Origin of the sequence: Mycobacterium sp. 1081908.1, assembly GCF_001673535.1 — a bacterium.
Taxonomy (GTDB): Bacteria; Actinomycetota; Actinomycetes; order Mycobacteriales; family Mycobacteriaceae; genus Mycobacterium.
The window spans coordinates 1-15353 of sequence record NZ_LZLY01000100.1; the positions used below are offsets into that span (position 1 = coordinate 1).

17 protein-coding genes are annotated in these 15353 nt (G+C 66.7%); 4 read left to right on the forward strand and 13 right to left on the reverse strand.

Features of this window, described 5'->3' with window-relative positions; all coding sequences use genetic code 11:
* Positions 1 to 382: PPE family protein (locus tag A5655_RS15325; protein ID WP_156764872.1), on the reverse strand; the 382-nt coding region annotated here is incomplete at its 3' end.
* Positions 383 to 488: 106 nt separating this feature from the next.
* Positions 489 to 2111, reverse strand: coding sequence for a PPE family protein (locus A5655_RS15330; protein WP_067011334.1), 1623 nt, complete (start codon positions 2109 to 2111; stop codon positions 489 to 491).
* A 284-nt stretch (positions 2112 to 2395) separates the two neighbouring features.
* On the opposite strand from A5655_RS15330, the gene kstR2 reads away from it, so the two are divergent.
* On the forward strand, positions 2396 to 2998 hold the full coding sequence (gene kstR2, locus A5655_RS15335) for a TetR family transcriptional regulator KstR2 (protein WP_067011335.1): 603 nt from the start codon (positions 2396 to 2398) through the stop codon (positions 2996 to 2998).
* A 3-nt stretch (positions 2999 to 3001) separates the two neighbouring features.
* On the forward strand, positions 3002 to 4162 hold the full coding sequence (fadA6, locus tag A5655_RS15340; protein WP_067011336.1) for a steroid 3-ketoacyl-CoA thiolase FadA6: 1161 nt from the start codon (positions 3002 to 3004) through the stop codon (positions 4160 to 4162).
* Positions 4163 to 4197: 35 nt separating this feature from the next.
* On the opposite strand, the gene A5655_RS15345 is transcribed toward fadA6, so the two are convergent.
* The 7 genes from A5655_RS15345 to echA20 form a co-directional block, all read right to left on the reverse strand.
* Positions 4198 to 5844: a PPE family protein gene (locus A5655_RS15345; protein WP_067011337.1), complete on the reverse strand. Its 1647-nt coding sequence runs from the start codon at positions 5842 to 5844 to the stop codon at positions 4198 to 4200.
* Between the two features lie 150 nt (positions 5845 to 5994).
* Positions 5995 to 6732, reverse strand: coding sequence for a hypothetical protein (locus tag A5655_RS15350; protein ID WP_067011338.1), 738 nt, complete (start codon positions 6730 to 6732; stop codon positions 5995 to 5997).
* Positions 6729 to 7376, reverse strand: coding sequence for a SatD family protein (locus A5655_RS15355; RefSeq protein ID WP_067011339.1), 648 nt, complete (start codon positions 7374 to 7376; stop codon positions 6729 to 6731). Before A5655_RS15355 ends, A5655_RS15350 begins: the two co-directional genes overlap by 4 nt.
* Positions 7377 to 7440: 64 nt before the next feature.
* On the reverse strand, positions 7441 to 8511 hold the full coding sequence (ipdC, locus tag A5655_RS15360; RefSeq protein WP_067011340.1) for a (3aS,4S,5R,7aS)-5-hydroxy-7a-methyl-1-oxo-octahydro-1H-indene-4-carboxyl-CoA dehydrogenase: 1071 nt from the start codon (positions 8509 to 8511) through the stop codon (positions 7441 to 7443).
* Positions 8511 to 9251 (reverse strand): cholesterol ring-cleaving hydrolase subunit IpdB, encoded by a 741-nt coding sequence (gene ipdB / locus A5655_RS15365; RefSeq protein WP_067011341.1) that lies wholly within the window; start codon positions 9249 to 9251, stop codon positions 8511 to 8513. Before ipdB ends, ipdC begins: the two co-directional genes overlap by 1 nt.
* Positions 9248 to 10132, reverse strand: coding sequence for a cholesterol ring-cleaving hydrolase subunit IpdA (gene ipdA / locus A5655_RS15370; protein ID WP_067011342.1), 885 nt, complete (start codon positions 10130 to 10132; stop codon positions 9248 to 9250). The genes ipdB and ipdA overlap by 4 nt, the downstream gene beginning before the upstream one ends.
* Positions 10129 to 10887, reverse strand: a complete 759-nt coding sequence (gene echA20, locus A5655_RS15375) for a (7aS)-7a-methyl-1,5-dioxo-2,3,5,6,7,7a-hexahydro-1H-indene-carboxyl-CoA hydrolase (RefSeq protein ID WP_067011343.1) — start codon at positions 10885 to 10887, stop codon at positions 10129 to 10131. Before echA20 ends, ipdA begins: the two co-directional genes overlap by 4 nt.
* Before the next feature lie 83 nt (positions 10888 to 10970).
* Here echA20 and A5655_RS15380 point away from each other — a divergent pair, with 83 nt between their 5' ends.
* Both A5655_RS15380 and A5655_RS15385 read left to right on the forward strand, forming a co-directional pair.
* Positions 10971 to 11729, forward strand: a complete 759-nt coding sequence (locus A5655_RS15380; RefSeq protein ID WP_067011370.1) for an SDR family oxidoreductase — start codon at positions 10971 to 10973, stop codon at positions 11727 to 11729.
* A gap of 14 nt (positions 11730 to 11743) precedes the next feature.
* Positions 11744 to 12649 carry an SDR family oxidoreductase gene (locus A5655_RS15385; protein WP_067011344.1) on the forward strand — a complete coding sequence of 302 codons (906 nt, stop codon included), beginning with the start codon at positions 11744 to 11746 and terminating at the stop codon, positions 12647 to 12649.
* Positions 12650 to 12711: 62 nt separating this feature from the next.
* On the opposite strand, the gene A5655_RS15390 is transcribed toward A5655_RS15385, so the two are convergent.
* Genes A5655_RS15390 through A5655_RS15405 form a run of 4 tightly spaced genes read right to left on the reverse strand, consistent with a single transcriptional unit; the run spans position 12712 to position 15190 of the window.
* Entirely contained in the window at positions 12712 to 13173 is a 462-nt protein-coding gene (locus tag A5655_RS15390) for a nitroreductase family deazaflavin-dependent oxidoreductase (protein ID WP_067011345.1), read from the reverse strand.
* 2 nt (positions 13174 to 13175) lie between these two features.
* Entirely contained in the window at positions 13176 to 13631 is a 456-nt protein-coding gene (locus A5655_RS15395; protein ID WP_067011346.1) for a nitroreductase family deazaflavin-dependent oxidoreductase, read from the reverse strand.
* Positions 13632 to 13652: 21 nt separating this feature from the next.
* Entirely contained in the window at positions 13653 to 14027 is a 375-nt protein-coding gene (locus A5655_RS15400; protein ID WP_067011347.1) for a hypothetical protein, read from the reverse strand.
* Positions 14027 to 15190 (reverse strand): steroid 3-ketoacyl-CoA thiolase, encoded by a 1164-nt coding sequence (locus A5655_RS15405; RefSeq protein WP_067011348.1) that lies wholly within the window; start codon positions 15188 to 15190, stop codon positions 14027 to 14029. Before A5655_RS15405 ends, A5655_RS15400 begins: the two co-directional genes overlap by 1 nt.
* Positions 15191 to 15353: the final 163 nt, after the last annotated feature.

Genomic DNA, 15353 nt, shown 5'->3' on the forward strand with positions numbered 1-15353 from the left:
CTAGCCAATTCGACATCACCAGCTGCACAAACGAATTGCGGTTGAGCTCGACCATCAGCGGGTGAACGGTCGCCGCCTGCGCCGCCTCGAAGACGCTGGCCACCGCGCGGGCCTGCGTGGCCGCGCCTGACGCCTGGGCCGCCGCCTGACCGAGCCACCCCGCGTACGGGGTTGCCGCGGCCGCCATCGCCTGTGATGCCGCGCCCTGCCACGCCTGGTCGGTCAATCCCGAGGTGATCGACGAGAACGACGACGCCGCCGATCCCAACTCCGAAGCTAAGCCGTCCCAGGCCGCCGCCGCGTCCAGCATCGGCGCCGACCCGGCGCCACTGAACATCAGCAGAGAGTTGATTTCCGGCGGTAACACCGCGAAGTTCGCCATTGAAGACCTACCTCCCGCACTCATCCCTTGTTTGTTGCTGGACGCTGTAGTAGAGCCGATCCGGTGAGCTACCGATCCCAACAAAAGAGCCGCAGAGCATGCCTGACTACAGGCGGGCCAGGTTAAACAGACCCGCGATCCCGGTGCCGATGTTGCCCAAGCCGGAGAGATCGCCGCTGAAGAAGCCGCTTCCGGCGCCGATGATGGGGCCCGTGACGCCGGTGTTGAAGAACCCCGAGACATCGCTGTTGCTCACCGAACCGCCGGTGACTTTGTTGAAGAGGCCCGAGACGTCTCCGTTGAAGGCGGTGCCGCCGCTGGCCGAGTTGAAGAAGCCCGACACGAATTGGCCGGTGTTCCCGAAGCCCGATTCACCCTTACCGGTGTTGTTGAATCCCGAGTTGACCAGGCCGCTGTCGGTGGTGAACCCGACGCCCGTGTTCACGTTGCCAGAATTCAAGAAACCCGTGTTTGTGTTGCCCGAATTGCCAAAGCCCGTATTGACGTCGCCCGCATTCCAGAAGCCCGTGTTTGCGTCACCCGAATTCCCGAAGCCTGTGGCGGAGTTCCCCGAATTCCAGAAGCCGGTGTCGAACTGGCCCGCGTTCCCGAAGCCCGTGCCGAGAGTATTCGAGTTCCCTAACCCGAAGTTTAAGACGCCGGAGTTTCCGATGCCGATGTTGTTGATGCTGCCCACAACTCCGGCCCCACCCGGCACAAGGGTATTGACACCCGAGTTGAAGATGCCGATGTTGCCGCTGCCCGAGTTGAAGAAGCCGATATTGTTCGTGCCGGAATTCCCGAAGCCGATGTTGCCGCTGCCCGAGTTCAGCCCGGCGAAAGCGAATTGACCGGTTGCCGAGTTGTAGTAAGCATTCCCGATACCGATCAGATTGTTACCCGTAAGGCCGAAGCCGACGTTGCCGTTGCCGGTGTTCCCGCCGCCGATGTTCGCGTTGCCGAGGTTGCCCAAGCCGAAGTTGCCGTTGCCCCCGTTACCGATGCCGACGTTATGACCGCCCGGATCTCCGGTCATCATGCTGGCCTCGCCGAAATTCCCAAAGCCGATGTTGGCGTTGCCGATGTTTCCGCCGCCGAGGTTGGAGTTGCCGGTGTTTCCGCTGCCGAGGTTGCCGCTGCCTTTGTTGCCGCTGCCCAGGTTGGCATTGCCGAGGTTGCCGATGCCCAGGTTGGGCAGCGTGGCGACGATGTCCTGCAGGGTCTGGGCGGGCGCCAGCTGCGCGGCCGCCGCCGATGCCCCGCCGTGGTAGCCCACCATCGCCGCCACGTCCTGGGCCCACATCGCCTCGTAGTCGCCCTCGAGTTGAGCGATCGCTGGCGCGTTGAGGCCGAACCAGTTCGACATCACCATCTGCACCAGCGAATTGCGGTTCAGTTCCACCATGATCGGATGCACCGTCGCGGCCTGCGCAGCCTCGAACGCGCTGATCACCGCGCGGGCCTGCCCGGCTGCCGTGGCTGCCTGGGAGGCCGCCGCGCTCAACCACCCGCTGTAGGGGGCCGCCGCCGCCGTCATCGCCTGGGCCGCCGGGCCTTGCCAGGCCTGACCGGCCAGCCCCGACGTCACCGACGCGAACGACGACGCCGCCGAACCCAGCTCCGAGGCCAACCCATCCCAGGCGGCCGCGGCTTCCAACATGGGAGCTGAACCCGCGCCAGCAAAGATCAATGCCGAATTCAACTCGGGGGGCAACACCAAAAAGCTCACGGCCGTAGCCTCCTAGCTGTCCAGCCTGCCGCAGCGGCGGGCTTTAGTTGACGTGGCACACTGTTTGTTTGGCGGCCGGTGCCGTCGCATGTTCCGGCTGCGCACACGAATGACGCGGCTCCTCGATCGGCTACCGATTCCCCGGCTGACGCCACAGCAAACCGTCACGGTTGGTAGGGTACGGCTCCGCAGCCGAAAGCGGACGTTTTCCCGAAAAATGTCTTACCGGCTCTTCCGCTTCGCTCCAGCTAGCCGAGCAAGCGCTTGGTTGATACCCTGATTCCGTGGAGCGAGCGACCGGTCAGGCTAATAGCCGGCGAGACGAGTTACTTGCGCTCGCCGCGACCATGTTCGCCGAGCGCGGTCTGCGCGCCACCACCGTGCGCGATATCGCCGACGGCGCGGGCATCCTGTCCGGAAGCTTGTACCACCATTTCTCCTCCAAAGAGGAGATGGTCGACGAGTTGCTCCGCGAATTCCTGGAGTGGTTGTTCAACCGATACCGCGAAATCATCGACGGCGAGCCGAATCCGCTGGAACGGCTCAAGGGTCTGTTCATGGCGTCCTTCGAGGCGATCGAGGATCGTCACGCCCAGGTCGTCATCTACCAGGACGAGGCCAAACGGCTGCTGTCGCAGGAACGGTTCTCCTACATCGAGGACATGAACCGCCAACAACGCAAGATGTGGGTAGAGGTGCTCAATCAGGGCATCGACGACGGCTGCTTCCGGCCCGACCTCGACGTCGACCTCGTCTACCGATTCATCCGTGACACCACCTGGGTGTCGGTGCGCTGGTATCAACCCGGCGGACCGCTCACCGCGCAGCAGGTGGGTCAGCAATATCTCGCCATTGTCCTTGGCGGCATTACCAAAGAAGGAGTCTGAACGATGCCTGAGGCGTACGTCATCGACGCTGTGCGTACCGCGGTCGGCAAGCGCAACGGCGCGCTGGCCGGGGTGCATCCCGTCGACCTGGGCGCGCTGGGGTGGCGCGGACTGCTCGACCGGGTCGACGTCGACCCCGCCGCCGTTGAGGACGTGATCGCCGGGTGCGTCGACGCCATCGGCGGGCAGGCGGGCAACATCGCCCGGCTGTCGTGGCTCGCCGCCGGTTATCCCGAAGAGGTTCCCGGCGTCACCGTGGACCGGCAGTGCGGTTCCAGCCAGCAGGCGATTTCCTTTGGCGCGCAAGCGATCATGTCGGGAACGGCGGACCTCATCGTGGCCGGCGGCGTGCAGAACATGAGCCAGATCCCGATCTCGTCGGCGATGACCGTCGGCGAGCAGTTCGGCTTCACCTCGCCCACCAGCGAATCCAAGCAATGGCTGCACCGCTACGGCGACCAGGAGATCTCGCAGTTCCGCGGCTCGGAGATGATCGCCGAGAAGTGGAACCTGTCGCGGGAAGAGATGGAACGGTACTCGCTGACCAGCCACGAACGCGCCTTCGCGGCAATTCGCGGGGGACACTTCGACAACGAGATCATCACTGTGGAAACCGAATCCGGCCCGTTCCGGGTCGACGAGGGTCCCCGTGAGTCGTCGCTGGAGAAGATGGCCGGCCTTAAGACGCTTGTCGAGGGGGGCCGGCTGACGGCGGCGATGGCCAGTCAGATCTCCGACGGCGCCAGCGCGGTGCTGCTGGCCTCCGAGCGCGCGGTCAAGGACCACGGACTGACACCCCGGGCCCGCATCCACCACATCAGCGCCCGTGCCGCCGACCCGGTGTTCATGCTGACCGGGCCCATCCCGGCGACCCGCTACGCACTGGAAAAGACCGGGCTCTCAATCGAAGACATCGACACCGTCGAGATCAACGAGGCGTTCGCGCCGGTGGTGCTGGCGTGGCTCAAGGAGATCAAGGCCGACCCCGGAAAGGTCAACCCCAACGGCGGCGCGATCGCCCTGGGTCACCCCCTGGGCGCCACCGGGGCCAAGCTGTTCACCTCCATGCTCAACGAACTCGAGCGAATCGGCGGCCGCTACGGCCTGCAGACGATGTGCGAGGGTGGCGGTACGGCCAACGTCACGATCATCGAGCGGCTCTAATTCAGGGCGTCGGTGGGCCGAGGGCCCCTGATTCCTTACGCGAACTGCTTCAGGATGTTTTCGACGCTGAGCAGCCCTGACATCAAACTCCCCGTGTTGAGCAGGCCCGAGTCGAAGCCGCTCAAGTTGGGGATGATGGTGCCCGGGATGCCGGTGTTGCCGATGCCGGAAATGTTTCCGTTGAGTCCCGGACTACCGCCGCTGACCGAGTTGAAGAGGCCGGAAAGCCGCCCGGCGGAGGCGCCGGTAGCGGTGTTGAAGAAGCCGGAGATGGCGGTTCCGGAGTTGCCGAAGCCGGAATTCTCGGCGACGACGTCGGTGGTGGAGCCGAAGGCTGTGTTCAGGTCACCGGAATTCCACGAGCCCGTGTTGATGCTCCCGGAATTCCCGAAGCCGGTGTTGATGATCCCCGAATTGCCGAAGCCCGTGTTCGTCTGGCCCGAATTCCAGAAGCCGGTGTTGAACGAGCCCGAGTTGTCGAAACCGGTGTTCAAAGTTCCGCTGTTTCCGAAGCCGAAGTTGCCGGTCAATGCGTTGCCGAAGCCCAGGTTGCCGCTGCCCGCGTTGCCGATGCCGAAGTTGCCGAAACTGGTGGACGTCAGGGCGCCGCCCGAGTTGAAGATGCCGACGTTGCCGTTGCCGGAGTTGAAGAACCCGATGTTGTTCGAACCCGAGTTGCCGAAGCCGATATTGCCGGCGCCGGAGTTCAGTCCCGCGAAGGTGAACTGGCCCGTCGCCGAATTGTAGTAGGCGTTTCCGACCCCGATCAGATTGTTCCCATTGAGGCCGAAGCCGATGTTGTTGTTGCCGCTGTTGCCGGCGCCGATGTTTCCGTTCCCGGAGTTGCCGAGGCCGAAGTTGTTGTTGCCGTAATTGCCCATGCCGAAATTACCGCCCGGGTTCGAGCTGGTAAGGGCATTGCCATTGTTTCCGAAGCCGACGTTCAGGTTGCCGGTGTTCCCACTGCCGATGTTTCCGCTGCCGGTGTTGCCGTTGCCGATGTTGTTATTGCTGCTGCCGGCGGGGTTGCCGTTGCCGGTGCCGATGTTTCCGCTGCCGGTGTTGCCGCTACCGATGTTTCCCGTGCCGGTGTTGCCGTTGCCGATGTTGCCGGTGCCGCCCTTGTTCCCGATGCCGATGTTGGGCAGGGCCGCCAGCAGATCTTGTATCCCTTGTGCGGGTGTCAGGTTCGCGGCCGCCGCCGACGCGCCGGAGTAGTAGCCGAACATTGCGTCCACATCCCGAGCCCACATCTCTTCGTACTCGGCCTCGAGTTGCGCGATCACCGGCGCGTTCAACCCGAACCAATTCGACATCACCGTCCGCACAAACGAATTGCGGTTGAGCTCCACCATGAGCGGATGGACCGTGGCGGCTTGCGCGGCCTCGAACGCGCTCACCACCGCACGTGCCTGGCCCGCCGCTCCCGCCGCTTCGGCAGCGGTCTGGCTCAGCAATCGCGTGTAGGGCGCGGCCGCGGCCAGCATGGCCTCGGAGGCGGCGCCCTGCCACGCTTGACCTGCGAGTCCGGAGGTAACCGAGCCGAACGACGCCGCCGCGCTGCCCAGCTCGGATGCCAAGCCATCCCACGCGGCCGCCGCGTTGAGCATCGGTGCCGAACCGGCGCCGGAAAACATCAGCAGAGAGTTGATTTCCGGCGGCAGGACCATGAAATTGGCCATCTTCCAACCTCCTCGTTACTCCGGGCGGCGTTTGGCCGACCCGATGCCTCGTCGAGACGGGCAGTTCCGTCAGACGGTACGCCGGTGCGAAGCGCAGGTCCGGATTTTCACCGGATGTTTTAGCGCTGGACTATTCGCGGGTGGGCCTGGTCAGGCGGCGAGGACCAGCGCGATCCCAGCGAGGGCCAGCAGCCAGCTGGTGAAGCTGCCGACGAGGAAGTACTCGGTCACCTCGTCGATGCCGACCTCGCCGTTACGCTCCTTCTGGGCGCTCAATTCCGGAAACCGAATGATGCCTTTGGCCGCGATGACGGCGCTGGCCGCGGCCACCTGTCCGCCGACGCCTAGGCTCAAGATCAGCAGGCGCTCCATCGGACCCAGCAGCCGGCCGCCCTTGAGCCGGTCCGACGGCTGCGGCTCGCCGAGCGGACGCACCGCCCCCACCGCGCCAAGCACTAAGCGCACCAGCTGATTAGCGGTGCCGAACTGCACCACGACCACCCCGATGACCATCAGCAGCCGCGTCGGCGTGACGTGGCTGAGCGGCAGTTGCACCCACCCGGACCACCGGGCGACGAGCCCGTGGACCGCCGAGGACCACCCGGACAGCACGATCAACAGCGTCAGCGCGGCCACGAACACGGCCAAGGGCGCGGCCTGCCGCCTGCCCCTGAGCTCGCTGCGCCGGCACAACCACTCCCAGGCCACGGACGCGGTGGCCGCCAGCACGAGCAGCGCGATGTCCCCGGCATGCCACAGCCCGGCCAGCGCCGCGCACACCGCCACCACGACCGGCCCGATCGCCAGCGACGGCCACGCGGCGCGAACCGCTCGACGACACAGGTCGGCGACTCCCAGCGCGATCAGTAGGACGGCCACGGCGCTCACGGCAGGGTCCGAAGATATTGGCTGGCAAGGACAATCAGATCCAGACCGTCGCGGGCCGCCCGCTGGGACACCGCTGACGGGCTGATGCCTTCGCCCGCGGCGAGTTCCCTTTTGGTCCGGCCGGTCATCAATCCCCTCACAATCCGTAACGATCTTTCATCGAGCGATCCAAGCAGATGGTCCCGACAAATCAGGGCGGCGTTGACGGCGGCGGCGTCGGCGCGGGTGTTCTCGCCCGCCCGAAAGGTCGTGCGCACCAGCGCGAAGCCGGGCTGGCGCTGAGCCTCCGCGGTGTGCTGGATGGCCGCTCGGGCGGCCCACCATCCGGGCCCGTCCTGGATGCGTGCGTCGGCGTCGAGGATGGTGACTTCCCCCCAACCGAGGCCGAATCGGACGTCGACCTCGGGGGCAACTGCCAGCCTCAGGGAGAGCGCGGCGTCGATCGCGGCGCCGACGGTCGGATAGCTGCCCTGAAACTCGTCGCCAACGGTGAAGGCCGGCGGGTCGATCGCACCCGCGGCGACCCGGCCCAATGCGGCGGCGACGCGCTGGTGCAGGTCGGTGCGGTCGGTGGCGCGCCGTGAGCCGACCACGTCGCCGATCATCGTCGCCCGAAGTGAAGGCTTTCCCTTCACCTTGCTCATATGAAGACTATAGCTTAATCTCGGTCTAATTTAGCAATAAGCTTAATAAGTGCCCGGAGGAAAGCTAGGGTTCCACGAGCGCGGCGGCCGCCTGCAGATGCTTCACAGCGTCGCTAACGATGCCTTCGATCAGTTCCGCGCACGACGGCAAGTCGTCCAGGATCCCGGCCACCTGCCCGGACGCCAGCACGCCGGCCTCGGTGTTGCCCTCCACCAGCCCCGCCTTGAGCAGCATCGGGGTGTTCGCCGCCATCACCACCTGCGACCAGGTCAGCTCCTTGCCGTGGCGCATCGCCAGGCCGTCTCGGATCATGGAGGCCCAGGTCATCTGCGACATGCTCTTGAACTTCGCCGCGTTGCGCACCGCCGCGGTCAAACCCCGTACCGGCGAACCGTTTTCCAGCTTTTCGACCAACCCGGTCCGCAGCACCCGATGCGGCATGCCGTCGACTCGCGTGGTCACGACCGTGCCGTCCAGCGCCGCCTCGAGGTAACGCCGTTTGACCGCGTCGGGCACGGTGGAGTCCGAGGTGAGCAAGAACCTCGTGCCCATCGCCACGCCGGCTGCGCCGTAGGACAACGCAGCCGCGAGCCCGCGGCCGTCGAAGAATCCGCCCGCCGCGATCACCGGGATCCCGGTGCCCTGCACGGCGTCCAGCACGGACGGCAGCAGCAGCGTGGTCGCGACGGGCCCGGTGTGCCCACCGCCCTCGCCGCCCTGCACGATCATCGCGTCGGCGCCCCAAGCGGCGACCTTCTTTGCGTGCTTGGCCGCGCCGATCGACGGAACGACCACCGCGCCTGCCTCTTTCAGCCGGGCGATCAGCTCCTGCTTGGGCGCCAACGCGAAGGACGCGACCTTGACGCCCTCGCGGATCATCAACTCGACCCGGTCGCCGGCGTCGGCGGCGTCGGCGCGGATGTTCACGCCGAACGGCTTGTCGGTCGCGGCCTTGACCTTGGCGATCGCGGTCGCCAATTCGTCGAGCGTCATGGTCGCCGACGCCAGGATGCCGAGGCCGCCGGCGTTGGCGGTGGCCGAAACCAGCCGGGCGCCGGCCACCCAGCCCATCCCGGTTTGCACCACCGGATGCTCGACGCCGACCAGCTCGGTCAGCGGCGTGCGCAACCTCATCAACGTATCTCTCTGTCGCGCAGCGCCTTCGGGTCGATGACTTCCCGAATCAGGCGCAGCTCGTCATCGGTGGGAAGCCGTGACTCGTCCGCCTCGTCGAGGCCGTCCACCTCGAACGACGTGTTCTCCCGGACGTCGTCGGGCGATACACCGGGATGCAGGGACACCGCCCGCATCGTCTTGCCCGGCCCGCCGAAGTCGAACACCCCGAGGTTGGACACCACCCGATACGGGTTGGCGAACCGGAACGCCGGATTGTCGGCGTCCACCTTGTCCCAGCCGATGCCGCAGACCACGTCGACCGCCTCGCAGAACACCCGCTTCGAGTGGTTGCCGACCCAGTAGCTGGTCGCATGGTTGATCGCGTTGCCGGGTGCGCCCCGCAAGCCGAACATCTGCCGGGTGGGGTGCTGCAGCGGGCCGAACGCCGAGATATTCTGATTGCCAAAGCGATCCACCTGATTGGCGCCCATCACCACGTGGCGGCGCCCCCAGGCCAGCGTCTCGAATACCCGGCCGAACGGCATCCAGCCCTCGACGGCGCCCGTCTTGCCGAGCGCCGGGGTGTCCGCCAAAAGCTGAGCCTCGCCGTCGGTCAGCAGGATGTCCGGGGAGAACGTGAGCCGGGCCAGGCGCGCGCCGACGGAGGCCATGTTCGTCATCGGGCTGATCATGATTTCGCCCGCGTCCCTGAACAACTCGGCGCAGGCGACCGCGCAAACCTCCGCTCGGGTGCTCATTTCGCGGCCTCCTCTGCGAATGCGCGAACGGCGGCCTGGTAGTCGTCCTCGCCGCCCGAAAGATACGTCTGTACGAACTTCTGCCAGCCCTCGTCGCTGGAAGCCGCCTCGGCGTAGTGGCGCTGGAACTTCTCGTCGCGCCCGTAATCCGGTGCGGCGGTGGTGAAGTGGGCCCCACCGGGAGCCTCGACGACCGCGTCGACCATCATGCGGTTCACCAACAGCGCCTGCGGCGGGACCGCCTTGACCAGCTCCTCGGTCGACACGACGCGCTCCACCGACAGGTAGCGTTTGTCGGCCGCCATCAGGAAGAGGTCGTCGAAGTAGGGGTCGATGCCGCTGTAGGCCGCATTGCCTTGGCTGTCACCAAGATTGAGGTGCACGAAGGCGGCGTCCAGGCGCAGGGCCGGCATCGCGAGCAGCGTCTCGTGCCCGCCGCCGGGCGCCGGGTAGGGGCTGGTGACCGTCTGGAGCTCGCCCTCCCAGAAGTCCGGGACCGAGCTGCCCAGCCCGGCGCGGATCGGCAGGAACGGCAGGCGCTGCGCGGCCGCCTGCAACCCGCAGCGCAGCATGCCCTCGTCCATCTCGCGCGCCTCGATGGCGCCGCTGGTGCGGGCCTTGGCGAACCACGGGTCGTAGAACGGCGCCGAGTCCAGCGACACGAATCCGTAGTAGACGCGCTTGACCTTGCCCGCCGAGCACAGCAGCCCGAGGTCGGGCCCGCCGTAGGTGACCACGGTGAGGTCCGTGACGTCGGTGCGCAGCAGCGCCCGCACAAACGCCATCGGCTTGCGCCGGGAGCCCCAGCCACCGATGCCGATCGTCATGCCGCTGCGCAGTTCCGCGACGGCCCGGTCGAGGGTGGTTCTCTTGTCGCTCAAGACTTCTCACCCTTCGTCGTGCCGGCGAACGCGTCGCGGTGCTCGTCGGACACCCCGGCGAGGTTGAGCTCGAACGTAAACCCTTGTTCCATGCGGTAACTCGAGTTGACCCGTTGCACGTCGATGAGGTTGAGCGCCTCTTTGGCCGCCCGAATGACGCGCGTGTCCTTGGCGGCGATGTCGCGAGCGACCCGTAAGGCGGCCTCGTCCAATTGATCCCGGGGCACCACCTCATGCACCGAGCCGAAGTGGTGCAGGGTGGCGGCGTCGACGGTGGCGGCGGTGAAGAACAGCCGCCGCATCAGGTGTTGTGGCACCAGCCGTGAGAGGTGCGTCGCCGCGCCCAGGGCGCCGCGTTCGACCTCCGGCAGCCCGAACGTGGCGTCGTCGGAAGCGACGATGACGTCGGAGTTACCCACCAGGCCGATTCCGCCGCCGACGCAGAATCCGTTCACGGCCGCGATCACCGGCACTGCGCATTCGTAGACCGCGCGGAAGGCGGCGAAGCAGCCGCGGTTGGCGTCGATGAGGGCGGTGAACCCCTCGGTGCGCTGCATCTCCTTGATGTCCACACCCGCGTTGAAGCCCCGGCCCTCGGCCCGCAGGATCACCGCGTGAGTGTCGGGATTGGCGCCGGCGGCCGTGACGGCGTCGGCCAGTTCGAACCACCCGCGCGACGGGATGGCGTTGACGGGCGGGTAGTCGACGGTGACCGCGACGATGCCCGGTTCGGTGGTGGTGGTTGTGATCGTCATTGCACTTCCTGGCTGGGCGGCTACCTAAGCAAGCACTTGCTTGGTACGCTAGCACAGTGACTCCCGCCGAAGCAGCCGACGGTATCAACCTGGGGCTGGCCGGGCGGGTGGTTCTGGTCACCGGCGGCGTGCGCGGCGTGGGCGCCGGCATCAGCGCGGTTTTCGCCAAGCAGGGCGCCACCGTGATCACCTGCGCGCGCCGGCCCGTCGAGGGCTTGCCGTACGAGTTCCACTCGTCCGACGTGCGCGACGAAGAGGCCGTCAAGTCGCTGATCGACTCCATCGCCGACAAGCACGGCAGGCTGGACGTCGTCGTCAACAACGCCGGAGGCTCGCCCTACGTGCTGACCGCGGAGTCCAGCGCGAAGTTCAACCGCAAGATCATCGAGCTCAATCTCATTGGTGCGCTGTTGGTTTCGCAGTACTCAAACGACAAGATGCAGGACCAGCCGGGGGGCGGCTCGATCGTCAACATCTGCAGTCTCAGCGGCCGGCGACCGTCGCCGGGCACCGGCGCGTACGGGGCGGCCAAGGCCGGCCTGGAGAGCCTCACGCAGACGCTGGCGGTGGAATGGGGACCCAAGGTGCGGGTCAACGCCTGCGTGGTCGGAATGGTCGAAACCGAACAGGCCGACCTGTTCTACGGCGACGCCGAGTCGATCGCCGCGATCTCGAAGAACGTGCCGCTGGGCCGGCTGGCCAAGCCGGAGGATGTCGGCTGGGCCGCAGCGTTTTTGGCCTCCGACGCGGCGTGCTACATCAGCGGTGCATCGCTGGAGGTGCACGGCGGCGGGGAGCCGCCGCACTACCTGGCCACCACGAACGCGAGCGCGATCAAGTAGAGGAGACAACGGATATGGGTTTGGTTGACGGCCGGGTCGTCATCGTCACCGGAGCGGGCGGCGGAATCGGTCGCGCGCATGCGCTCGCCTTCGCGGCCGAAGGCGCTCGAGTGGTGGTCAACGACATCGGGGTGGGCCTGGACGGATCGCCCGCGGGCGGCGGCAGCGCCGCGCAGGGCGTGGTCGACGAGATCACAGCCGCCGGCGGCGAGGCCGTCGCCGACGGGTCCAACATCGCCGACTGGAACCAGGCGGCCGGCCTCATCCAGACGGCCGTCGAAACCTTCGGTGGCTTAGACGTTTTGGTGAACAACGCCGGCATCGTCCGCGACCGGATGATGGCCAACACCAGCGAGGAGGAGTTCGACGCCGTCATCGCCGTGCACCTCAAGGGGCACTTCGCCACGATGCGGCACGCCGCGTCGTACTGGCGGGGGCTGTCCAAGGAGGGCAAGACCGTGGAGGCGCGGATCGTCAACACCAGCTCCGGCGCGGGCCTGCAGGGCAGCGTCGGGCAGGGTAACTACAGCGCCGCGAAGGCGGGCATCGCGGCGATGACGCTCGTCGGCGCCGCCGAAATGGGCCGGTACGGCGTGACCGTCAATGCCATCGCGCCGTCGGCCCGGACCCGCATGACCGAGACCGTCTTCGCCGAGATGATGTCAACGCAGGACCAGGATTTCGACGCCATGGCGCCGGAGAACGTCTCCCCGCTGGTGGTCTGGCTGGGCAGCGTCGAGTCCCGCGACGTCACCGGCAAGGTGTTCGAGGTCGAGGGCGGCAAGATCCGCGTCGCCGAGGGCTGGGCGCACGGCCCGCAGATCGACAAGGGCGCCCGATGGGATCCCGCCGAGCTGGGGCCGGTCGTCGCCGACCTGCTCGCCAAGGCGCGCCCCCCGGTTCCGGTCTACGGGGCCTAGCGCGGTTCGGCCGCGCCGAACGTGAAGCCACGGCGAGATTTTCGCGTTTTTTCGCCCTGGCTTCACGCTCGGCGACGCGGCTCGCACACCACCAACGGGATCACCCGGTCGGTGGCCTCGCGGTACTTCCGATAGCGCGGATACATCCGGGTCAGCCGCGGCCAGTAGCGGTCGCGTTCCGACTCGGTGGCGTCGCGTGCGACCAGATCGAGCAGCTCCGCCCGAATCTGCACCCGCACCTCGGGGTTCTCCTTGAGGTTTCGGTACCACAATGGATTTTCGTCGCGGCCTCCGAAGGACGCCGGCAGGATGACCCGATCGCAGTCGCGCAGGTAAAGGGTGGCGGTGGTGCGCGGCTCGTCCGACTTGCGACCGGTAGTGGTGATCAACGCGGCGGGCAACCGCAGCAGCTTCGCGCCGACCCTGCCGTCGGTCCGGCGGTACACCCAAATGTGGGCGCGCGCAAAGTACTTGAGCAGCAGCGCTATCGGTCGGGAATTGCGGATACGGTGCCGGGTCGACAACGTTAGGGGTCGCAGATGACGATCGGGATGGTCCGGTCGGTCCAGGACTGGTAGTCGTCGTAGGACGGGTACATGTCCACCAATTGCGGCCAGTAGTGGGCGCGCTCCTCATCGGTGGCGTCCCGCGCGGTGAGGTCCAGGACCTCTTTCTTGATCTGCACCTTCACCTTGGGGTTGGCCTTCAGGTTCAGGTACCACATCGGGTTTTTCGCGGCGCCGCCCTTGGAAGCCGCGACGATCACCCGGTCGCCGTCGCGCAGGAAGTACAGCGGGCTGACGCGGGGCTCGCCGGACTTGCGTCCGGTGGTGGTCAGCAGGGCGACGGGGATGTTCTGGAAGGTGCCGCCGAGGCCTTCCCCGCCGTTGCGGCGGTACATGAAGGTGTTGAGTCGCGACATCCACTTGATCACGAAGTCGGCGTATGGCGAGTCGTGGAACCGTGGCGGTGATTTCGGCATGACTGTGATCCTACGGCCGGGCTACCGCTGAATGAATGGACGCAACCTGGCGCGGATGTGGTGGATCAGCCCGTCCTCTTCCGGTATCACGAAGGTCTCGTCGACCCGCGAACCGACCCGCCGCCCGCCGAGCGCGACCTTGGTCAGCACGTCGTACACCGCGCGCACTTCGTCCCCGGACACGGTGTACTCCGGGCGTGTCGTGGCCGAGATGATGCGGTATTGCGGTCCGCGATTCAGGCTGCGCCGCAGGTGATTTCCGGAAAACCCGGATTTGAGGCCCACCTCGATGCGGGTGCAGCCATCCGCGAACGGAACGGCATCCGCGTCGTGGGTGACCAGCGCGTCGATGTACGCCTGGGCCGCCGCGATGCGGTCGGCCTCGGAGACGCCCACTAGATGCGCTCGATGATGGTTCCGGTTGACAGGGCGCCGCCGGCGCACATGGTGATCAGCGCCGTCGTCTGGTCGGTGCGCTCGAGCTCGTGCAGCGCGGTGGTGATCAGCCGGCTGCCCGTGCTGCCCACCGGGTGGCCGAGCGCGATCGCGCCGCCGTTCACGTTCACCTTGGCCATGTCGGGTTCGTGGACGCGCGCCCAGGACAGCACCACCGACGCGAAGGCCTCGTTGATCTCGGTGATGTCGATGTCGCCCATCTTCATGCCGGCCTTCTCCAGCACCTTCGCCGTCGACTGCACCGGGCCGTCGAGGTGGTAATAGGGCTCGGCGCCGACGAGCGCCTGGCTGACAATGCGGGCCCGGGGCCGCAGCCCGAGCGCCTTGGCCTTGTCTTCGTCCATCCACAGCACCGCCGCGGCGCCGTCGGAAATCTGCGACGACGTGCCCGCCGTGTGGATCCCCCCCTCGATGACCGGCTTGAGCTGGCTCAGGCCCTCCATGGTGGTGTCGCGCAGGCCCTGGTCGCGGGAGACCATGTGGCGTTCGCTGGTGGGCTGCTTCTGCTCGTCGAGCACCGGCGCCTCGATCGGCGAGATTTCCCGGTCGAACCGGCCCTCGGCCCATGCCTGCTTGGCGCGCAGCTGCGACTGGAAGCCCCAGGCGTCGATGTCCTCGCGGGTGATGCCGCGGCGCTTGGCGATCCGCTCGGCGGCGGTGAACTGGTCGGGCAGGTCGATGTCCCACGAGGCGGGCCGGAGGATGCTGCGGTCGGGGCCGGCGTGGGCACCGAGCCCGACGCGGCTCATGGCCTCGATTCCGCACGCGATGCCGATGTCGATGGCGCCCGCCGCGATCAGGCCGGCGACCAGGCCGTTGGCCTGCTGGCTGCTGCCGCACTGGCAGTCCACGGTCGTGGCGCCGACGTGCTCCGGCAGGCCGGCGACGAGCCAGCTCACCCGGGTGATGTTGTTGGACTGTTCGCCGAACTGCGTCACGCAGCCGCCGACGACCTGTTCCACATCACCCGCGTCGATGCCGGCCTTTTCCACCAGCGCCTTTTGCACCGCGCCCAGCAGCTCGGTCGCGTGCAGTCCTGAGAGCCATCCATTGCGCTTGCCGATCGGGCTGCGGGTGGCTTCAACGATTACCGGGTTACCCATGGGGCCAGGCTAGAACACGTTTCATTACTATGACAAGCGACGATGCGTCGGCGCCTTTTTTCTACGGTGGAGGCATGTTTTACTGGCAACAGAGCTCCACTAGGGAAGCTAGTGTCCTGGGATCGCCAGTCACTGGCCAGTCGCCAGACCAGCATAGGGACCA

Bases quoted from the DNA above. Each gene is read 5' to 3' on its own strand.
- fadA6 (WP_067011336.1), top strand. From the start codon at position 3,002: ATGCCTGAGGCGTACGTCATCGACGCTGTGCGTACCGCGGTCGGCAAG.
- A5655_RS15345 (WP_067011337.1), bottom strand. From the start codon at position 5,844: ATGGCCAATTTCATGGTCCTGCCGCCGGAAATCAACTCTCTGCTGATG.
- A5655_RS15355 (WP_067011339.1), bottom strand. From the start codon at position 7,376: ATGAGCAAGGTGAAGGGAAAGCCTTCACTTCGGGCGACGATGATCGGC.
- ipdC (WP_067011340.1), bottom strand. From the start codon at position 8,511: ATGAGGTTGCGCACGCCGCTGACCGAGCTGGTCGGCGTCGAGCATCCG.
- ipdB (WP_067011341.1), bottom strand. From the start codon at position 9,251: ATGAGCACCCGAGCGGAGGTTTGCGCGGTCGCCTGCGCCGAGTTGTTC.
- echA20 (WP_067011343.1), bottom strand. From the start codon at position 10,887: ATGACGATCACAACCACCACCACCGAACCGGGCATCGTCGCGGTCACC.
- A5655_RS15385 (WP_067011344.1), top strand. From the start codon at position 11,744: ATGGGTTTGGTTGACGGCCGGGTCGTCATCGTCACCGGAGCGGGCGGC.
- A5655_RS15395 (WP_067011346.1), bottom strand. From the start codon at position 13,631: ATGCCGAAATCACCGCCACGGTTCCACGACTCGCCATACGCCGACTTC.
- A5655_RS15405 (WP_067011348.1), bottom strand. From the start codon at position 15,190: ATGGGTAACCCGGTAATCGTTGAAGCCACCCGCAGCCCGATCGGCAAG.